Source organism: Brevibacillus porteri (assembly GCF_003013475.1).
GTDB lineage: Bacteria > Bacillota > Bacilli > Brevibacillales > Brevibacillaceae > Brevibacillus > Brevibacillus porteri.
The window spans coordinates 1-1,891 of the sequence record NZ_PXZO01000024.1; the positions used below are offsets into that span (position 1 = coordinate 1).

The 1,891-nt window shown below is 47.1% G+C and carries 1 protein-coding gene; it reads left to right on the forward strand.

The window, feature by feature from the left end:
• The first annotated feature begins 554 nt into the window (after positions 1 to 554).
• Complete coding sequence (ltrA, locus tag C7R92_RS13950) at positions 555 to 1,817, forward strand: group II intron reverse transcriptase/maturase (RefSeq protein WP_106834678.1); 1,263 nt, start codon at positions 555 to 557, stop codon at positions 1,815 to 1,817.
• Positions 1,818 to 1,891 lie beyond the last annotated feature (74 nt).

Consider the following 1,891-nt stretch of genomic DNA (forward strand, 5'->3'; position numbering starts at 1 on the left):
GTGCGCCCAGCATGGGCGATAACTCTAGGGTGTAAGTCCCGAACGGGGGTTGGCTGTACCAACCGTTAGCTCAAGGCAAGGGTGTCTACCGTGAGGTGGAATCTGGAGGAAGCCGGCGGCAAAGTCCCGACCTGAGGTACACGAATCCAATTTGAGGCTGTTGTATTCGGGCGAGTCTGCTGAACAAGACGAAGCCCTATACAGCCAAGGAATACAGCAGTAAACTTGGGCAGGTACATGGGATGAAAGTTATCGTTCTTACCTGGGGAGGTCTGCATGAAGTGCCTTCAAATGTTGGTAACCGTCTCCGTAAGGAGTCGCTGAACATGCAGAAGTCAGCAGAAGCCATAGTACCCAAGTAAAGGACGCTTGAACGGGGAAGGGCTGAACATTAAGTCAACACATCCGCTAATCACTTTCGTGATCATACTGTGAAGCAGAATTCCGTAAGGAACTACTCTTGGAGAATAAGGGTGAAGCCCTGAGGGTACAAGAGAGGGCTGAGTATTGACCGACAAGACTAGAAGGATGCGTGCGAAGGAAAGGGTATCGTCATGGAGTTGTTGGAGAAAGTCCTATCACGGGAAAATCTATTAGTGGCGCTCGAAAGAGTGGAGAGAAACAAAGGATCGGCGGGAATCGACAGTGTTTCAACCGAACAACTGCGCGATTATATCCGTGAACACTGGTTAACCATTAAAGAACAGATTATGAAAGGAACCTATAAACCTTCCCCTGTCCGCAGAGTCGAAATCCCGAAAACTGACGGAGGGGTAAGGTTATTAGGTATTCCTACCGTGATAGATCGCTTAATCCAACAAGCCATTCTCCAAGTTCTTACTCCCATATTCGATCCCCACTTTTCAGAATCCAGTTTCGGATTCCGACCGAATCGCAGTGCGCATGACGCTATGAGACAAGCACAATCTTATATTTCCGAAGGATATCGCTTTGTCGTAGATATGGACTTAGAGAAATTCTTCGACCGGGTAAATCACGATATTTTAATGAGTCGGGTTGCCCGAAAAGTAAAAGACAAAGCTTTGTTGAAACTTATTCGCGCATACTTACAAGCAGGCATCATGATCAATGGAGTCTGCCTCTCGGCAGTAGAAGGCACACCACAAGGTGGCCCGCTTAGTCCGTTATTGGCGAACATCCTGCTTGACGACTTGGATAAAGAGCTGGAAAAGAGAGGGCATCGCTTTTGTAGATACGCAGACGATAGCAACATCTACGTGAAAACAAAGCGGGCGGGAGAACGGGTAAAAGAGAGTATCCAAAACTACTTGGAGAAGGTACTTAAGCTAAAAGTAAATGAGCAGAAAAGTGCAGTGGATCGACCTTGGAAACGTAAGTTCCTCGGTTTCAGTTTCACTAACGCAAAGCAAGCAAGGATTCGGCTTCATCCAAAATCACTTCTGAAGTTGAAAGAGAAAATCCGCTTCATCACAAATCCGGTATGGAGCATCTCTATGGATGAAAGGATCCGGAAGCTAAACCAGTATCTCATGGGATGGGTTGGATATTTCGCCCTTGCAGATGCAAAGAAAATTCTACAATCCATCGAAGAATGGATACGGCGCAGACTCCGACTTTGCTTGTGGTCTCAGTGGAAGCGAATAAAAACCCGATATCGAGAACTTCGTTCTCTGGGTTTATCACACGTCCAAGCAATAGAAATTGCAAACACCCGAAAGGGTGCGTGGCGTTCCACAAAGACTCCTCAAATACACAAAGCCCTCGGAGTTGCATACTGGCAACAACAAGGGCTGAAAAGTTTAGTACAACGATATTCTGTTCTTCGTCAAGCTTGATGAACCGCCGTATACCGGACGGTACGTACGGTGGTGTGAGAGGACGGGAGTTAGTCACTCCCTCCTACTCGATT

What these genes read in the sequence shown, in the direction of transcription:
- ltrA (WP_106834678.1), top strand. Translation starts at nt 555, where the DNA reads ATGGAGTTGTTGGAGAAAGTCCTATCACGGGAAAATCTATTAGTGGCG.